The 5841-nt window shown below is 75.4% G+C and carries 3 protein-coding genes and 1 pseudogene; 3 read left to right on the top strand and 1 reads right to left on the bottom strand.

All coding sequences use genetic code 11. The features are described from left to right. The 3 genes and pseudogenes from BG452_RS28300 to BG452_RS28290 all read left to right on the top strand — a co-directional run. A pseudogene (locus tag BG452_RS28300) lies at positions 1 to 189 on the top strand (transcriptional regulator); the annotation flags it as partial. Positions 190 to 245: 56 nt separating this feature from the next. Further along, positions 246 to 1748, top strand: coding sequence for an SDR family oxidoreductase (locus BG452_RS28295; protein WP_317621263.1), 1503 nt, complete (start codon positions 246 to 248; stop codon positions 1746 to 1748). Between the two features lie 64 nt (positions 1749 to 1812). Then, on the top strand, positions 1813 to 3132 hold the full coding sequence (locus BG452_RS28290; RefSeq protein ID WP_188307191.1) for a cryptochrome/photolyase family protein: 1320 nt from the start codon (positions 1813 to 1815) through the stop codon (positions 3130 to 3132). Positions 3133 to 3324: 192 nt separating this feature from the next. Here BG452_RS28290 and BG452_RS28285 read toward each other — a convergent pair whose 3' ends face one another. Further along, a complete protein-coding gene (locus tag BG452_RS28285) occupies positions 3325 to 5349 on the bottom strand; it encodes a putative Ig domain-containing protein (RefSeq protein WP_188307190.1) in 2025 nt (674 codons plus the stop codon). Between the last annotated feature and the right edge of the window lie 492 nt (positions 5350 to 5841).

The following is a 5841-nucleotide window of genomic DNA, read 5'->3' as shown; positions in this document are numbered from 1 at the left end:
GCCCGCACCGCCGACCGGGCCCTGGTCGAGCGGGTGGTCCGGACCGCCTGGGGCCCGCAGGGCGCCCGTGCCCAGCCCGTCGTACTGGTCGCCGGGCCCGGCTGGACCGGCCCCCGCCGCCCGCCCGGCACCCTGCGCCCGCGCGACCTGGCCTCCGCCCTCGACCTGCTGGAGGAACTGCTCCGCTGACCGGAACCGGGTAGGCGCAGGTGCGAAGCGAACGGAAGGAACGGAAGGAGCGAACGGTGAACGAGCGAGCCCCGCGCGGACTGCACTGCCTGGTCACCGGCGCCACCGGCTACATCGGCGGACGACTCGTCCCCGACCTCCTCGCGGCCGGCCACCGGGTGCGCTGCCTGGCCCGCGACCCCGGGCGGCTGCGCGACCAGCCGTGGCGCGACCGGGTCGAGGCCGCGACCGGCGACGTCACCCGGCCCGAGACCCTGGACGGCGCCTTCGACGGCGTCGACGTCGCCTACTACCTGATCCACTCGCTCGGCACCGGGACGGACTTCGAAGCCACCGACCGGCGCGCCGCCCGCGCCTTCGCCCGCGCGGCCGCCCGGGCCGGGGTGGGCCGGATCGTCTACCTCAGCGGACTGCTGCCCGCCGGGGTGCCCGAGACGGGGTTGTCCCCGCACCTGCGCTCGCGCGCCGAGGTCGGCCGGGAGCTGCGCGCCGCGGGGGTGCCCACCGCCGAACTGCGGGCCGCCGTCATCATCGGCTCCGGCTCCGCCTCCTTCGAGATGCTCCGCTACCTCACCGAACGCCTGCCCGCGATGGTCACCCCGCGCTGGGTCAACACCCGGATCCAGCCCATCGCCGTCCGGGACGTGCTGCGCTACCTGGTCGCCGCCGCCGAGCTGCCGCCGGAGGTCGACCGGGTCTTCGACATCGGCGGCCCGGAGGTGCTCACCTACCGGCTGATGATGCAGCGCTACGCCCGCGCCGCGGGCCTGCCGCCCCGGCTGATCGTGCCGGTGCCGGTGCTGACCCCGGCGCTGTCCAGCCACTGGGTCGGCCTGGTCACCCCGGTGCCCGGACCGCTGGCCCGCCCGCTGGTGGAGTCGCTGCGGCACGAGGTGGTCTGCCACGAGCACGACATCGCCCACTGGATCCCCGACCCGCCGCAGGGACTCACCGGCTTCGACCGCGCCCTGGAACTCGCCCTGCGCCGGATCCGCGAGGCCAAGGTCACCACCCGCTGGTCCTCCGCCTCGCTCCCCGGCGCCCCCAGCGACCCGCTGCCCACCGACCCCGACTGGGCCGGCGGCAGCCTCTACCAGGACCTGCGGGAACGGCGGGTCGCCGCCGACCCGGCCGCCCTGTGGCAGGTGGTCGAGGGCGTCGGCGGCGAGAACGGCTGGTACTCCCTCCCGTTCGCCTGGGCGCTGCGCGGCACCCTGGACCGGCTGGCCGGCGGGGTCGGACTGCGCCGCGGCCGGCGCGACCCGGACCGGCTGCGGGTCGGCGACGCCCTGGACTTCTGGCGGGTCGAGGAGATCGAGCCCGGGCGGCTGCTGCGGCTGCGGGCCGAGATGCGGCTGCCGGGACTGGCCTGGCTGGAGCTGCGGGTCGGCCCGGACGGCGCCGGCGGGGCGCTCTACCGCCAGCGCGCGCTGTTCCACCCGCACGGACTGGCCGGCCACGTCTACTGGTGGTCGGTGGCGCCGTTCCACTCCCTGGTGTTCGACGCCATGGCGCGCAACATCACCGACCGCGCCCGCCGGGCCGGGCCGCACCCCTGAGTACCCCGCCGTAACCCCGCCGCACCCCGAGAAACCGACCGCACCCGCACCCGAGGCCCCGCCGATGACCGTCTCGATCGCCCTGTTCACCCAGGACCTCCGCCTGCACGACAACCCCGTGCTGCACGCCGCCCGCGCCGCCGCCGACCAGGTGGTGCCGCTGTTCGTCCTCGACCCGGCCGTCGAGACGGCCGGCTTCGCCGCCCCCAACCGGCTGGCCTTCCTGGCCGACTGCCTCACCGACCTGGATGCCTCGCTGCGCCGCACCGGCTCCCGGCTGATCGTGCGCCGGGGCACGACCGACGAGCAGACGGCCCGGGTCGCCGCCGAGACCGGCGCCGGGACGGTGCACCTCGCCGCCGGGGTCAGCGGCTTCGCCCGGCGGCGCGAGGCCCGGCTGCTCGCCCTGTTCGGCGACCGGCTGCACGTCCACGACGCCTCCGTGACCGTCGTCCCCGCCGGGCGGATCACCCCGGCCGGCCGCGACCACTACGCCGTCTTCACCCCGTACCACCGCGCCTGGCAGCAGGTGCCGCGCCGCACGGTGCTGGGCACGCCCCGGGTGATCCGCACCCCGGACGGGATCGGCAGCGAGAACCTGGTGGCCCAGGGCCCGTCCTCGCCGGGCCTGCCGTGCGGCGGCGAGACCGCGGCCCGGGAACGGTGGCGACGCTGGGACGTCGACGCGTACGCCGACGTCCACGACGACCTCGCGGCCGACGACACCTCCCGGCTCTCCCCGTACCTGCACTTCGGCTGTCTGTCGCCCACCGAGCTGACCGCCAGCGCCCTGCAGCACGGCGGCCCCGGGGCGGAGGCCTTCGTCCGCCAGCTCGCCTGGCGCGACTTCCACCACCAGGTGCTCGCCGCCCGCCCCGACGCCGCGCACCGCGACTACCGCACCCGGGACGACCACTGGCACCGGGACGAGCGCGAGGCGGAGGCCTGGCGGCAGGGCCGCACCGGCTACCCGATCATCGACGCCGGAATGCGCCAACTCGCCCACGAGGGCTGGATGCACAACCGGGCCCGACTGCTGACGGCGAGCTTCCTCGCCAAGTCCCTCCACCTGGACTGGCGGATCGGCGCCGCCCACTTCCTGTCGCTGCTGGTCGACGGCGACGTGGCGAACAATCAGCTCAACTGGCAGTGGGTGGCCGGCACCGGCACCGACACCCGGCCCAACCGGGTCCTCAACCCGCTGCGCCAGGCCGACCGCTACGACCCCGACGGGGACTACGTACGGCGCTGGGTACCGGAGTTGGCCCACCTGCCCGGCCCGGCCGTGCACCGCCCCTGGCTGCTCGCCCCCGACTACCCGGACCCGCTCATCGCCCCGGACACCCTGTCGGCCCGGCTGCGGGCGGCCCGGAACCTGGACTGACTCAGCCGCAGTTCGCTGAAGCGCCCGGCGCCGCCGGCGAGGGCGCCGATGATCAGCAGCGTCCCTTCACCGGCAGCGTGTTCGGCAGCGTCCTCCCCGCGACCACCCGCCGGGCCTGGGCCCAGGGGCGCGGCTGAACAGGCCGGTGGGCCGCAGCGGGGCTGCGGCCCACACGGGTCGGAGAAGCGTCGGTCAGGAGGCGTTGAGGGCGGCGTCGTCGATGACGAAGCTGGTCTGCAGGGAGGAGTCCTCGGTGCCGGTGAACTTCAGGGTCACCGTCTGGCCCGCGAAGCTCGACAGGTCGAAGGTCCGCTGCACGTAGCCGGTGCCCGCGTCGACGTTGGAGTAGGTGTGCAGGGTGGTGGAGTTGGCCTGGACGGTGAGCTTGTCGTAGGCCGTGCTGCCGGTCTCGGCGGTGTCGACGTGCAGCCAGAAGGAGAAGCTCGCCTTGCAGCCGGCCGGGATGGTGACGCTCTGGCTCAGGGTGTCGGTGTGGGTGGTGCCGTAGCCGTCGAGCCAGGCCTTCCAGCTGCCGGAGTGGGCGGCCTCACCGGCGGAGTTGTCGATGACGCCGGAGCTGGCGGTCCAGGGCGAGGCGGTGCCGGTCTCGAAGCCGGCGTTGCCGAGCAGCTGGCCGCCGCCGGTGCAGGTGCCGCCGCCGGAGCCGGCGATGGTCCAGGTGAAGGAGGCGGAGCCGCTGGCGCCGGTGCCGTCCTTGGCGGTGACCGTGACGTTGTCGCTGCCCGCGGTGGTCGGGGTGCCGGAGATCAGGCCGGACGAGGAGTTGATCGACAGTCCGGCCGGCAGGCCGGTGGCCGAGTAGCTCAGGGTCTGGCCGGAGGCCGAGTCACTGGCGTGGATCTGCAGGCTGGCGGCGGTGCCGACCGTCCCGCTCTGGCTGCCGGGGCCGGTGACCGTGACGGTGTTGCCGCCGGTGCTGCCGCCGGCCGTGAAGGCGGCCAGGCCGTTGGGGGTGCCCAGGCCGGTCGGGCCGTCGTAGCCGGCGCCGGCCGTGCACAGGTAGGCCGGCGAGCAGGTGCCGTTGGCGCCGCTGGTCACGTCGTTGAGCGCGTTGGTGTGCGCGTACGGGTACTTGGCGGGGTTGTCGCCCGCGCCCGGGGTGCCCGCGTCGGCGTAGACGGCGGCGATGATCGGCGAGGAGGCGCTGGTGCCGCCGTACACGGCCCAGCCGCTGCCGCCGTAGGTCTGGTAGACCGCGACGCCGGTGGCCGGGTCGGCGACGGCCGACACGTCGGAGATGGTGCGGTTGGCGCAGCCGCTGTCGGTCTGCCAGCTCGGCTTGGGCTCGTAGGCGGAGCAGCCGGAGCCGGCGCCCTGGCCGCCGGAGCTGGTGCCCCAGACGGACTCGCTCCAGCCGCGGGAGCTGGAGTCCCGGGTCAGTGAGGTGCCGCCGACCGAGATGACGCCCGGGGAGCCGGCCGGGTACTGGGCGCCGTAGCCGGAGTCGCCGGAGGAGGCGGTGATGGCCACGCCGGGGTGGTTGAAGTACTGGCTGTCGGCGGAGGTGTCGGTCGAGTCCTCGGCGCCGCCGTAGCTGTTGGAGACGAACTTGGCGCCCTGGGCGACGGCCTGGTTGACGGAGGCGCCGAGGTCCGACATGGTCGCCGAGGTGGCCTCGACCAGCAGGATGTGGGCGTTCGGCGCGACCGCGGAGACCATGTCGAGGTCGAGGGAGATCTCGCCCGCCCAGCCGGTGTCGGAGGTCGGGTAGCTGGTGCCGCCGTTCTGGTCGATCTTCTTGAAGCAGCCGTTGGCGGTGGTGCACGCGGGCAGCCCGTACTGCGTGCGGTAGGTCGCCAGGTCGGATTCGGCGTTGGGGTCGTCCTGGGCGTCGACGATGGCCACCGTCTGCCCGGCGCCGCCGTTGGCCGACAGGCCGTAGGCGCTCTGGAGGTCGCCCGGGCCGAAGCCGGACGGCGTGGCGTCCGGCGAGACCGCAGTGAGCGAGAAGGCGTGCGGCTGGGCGACGTCGGTGCGCACCAGGGCGTCGCAGGCCAGCTGGTGACGCTCGGTCGGCTTGGCGCACACGTGCTTGACGCCGGCGCCGGACGTGCCGGACGTGCCGGACGCGGTCGCTGTGGCGCCGGCCGGGGCCGCGAGCGCGAGGCCGGCGGCCACCACGGCGCCGACCGCGAAGGTCGCGGTGGCGGCACGGAGCCGGCCGTGCCGCAGGGGGGAACGGACGAAGGTGTGCAACGGAGCCCTCCCAAGTGGGGGGTCGGGCCCTGGGCGTGCGTGCGGGCACCGCCGTCGTGCGGCGGCTCGTCGGGGTGCAGGCCCGGGGTGAGGGGGGACGCGCACGTGCAGACGGCTGCCCTGGCGTCCGGTGGGGCATGGCGCGTCGGCCCGTTGGGGGACGGGGAGCCCTGCCGGACGGCTGATGATCTGGGCATGCCAAGAGGATGGTGCTGAGCCTTCACGGCGTCAGCGATAGGAAGGTAGCCACGCCGGGCGCCGGCGAACAAGGCCGAGGTCCGGGCCATGACCGAGGCTTGACCGGGCGGGATCCCGCCACTGGCGCCCTTGCGCCGCCGCCCCCGCTGAGCGGCGGTTCACCTCGCACACGGAACGGCCGAGGCCGACGCGGGCCCCGCCCCGGTCGGCGGCCACGGCGAGGGGCCCGGGGGAGGGGCGTGCGGTCGTGGGCGAACCCAGGAACCGGTCGGGCGCGGTCCGGTGCCCGCCGAC

This window comes from Streptomyces sp. CBMA123 (assembly GCF_014596465.1).
Lineage (GTDB): Bacteria > Actinomycetota > Actinomycetes > Streptomycetales > Streptomycetaceae > Kitasatospora.
The sequence above is the reverse complement of the archived record's forward strand: the minus strand, read 5'-3'. Positions and strand labels throughout refer to the sequence as shown.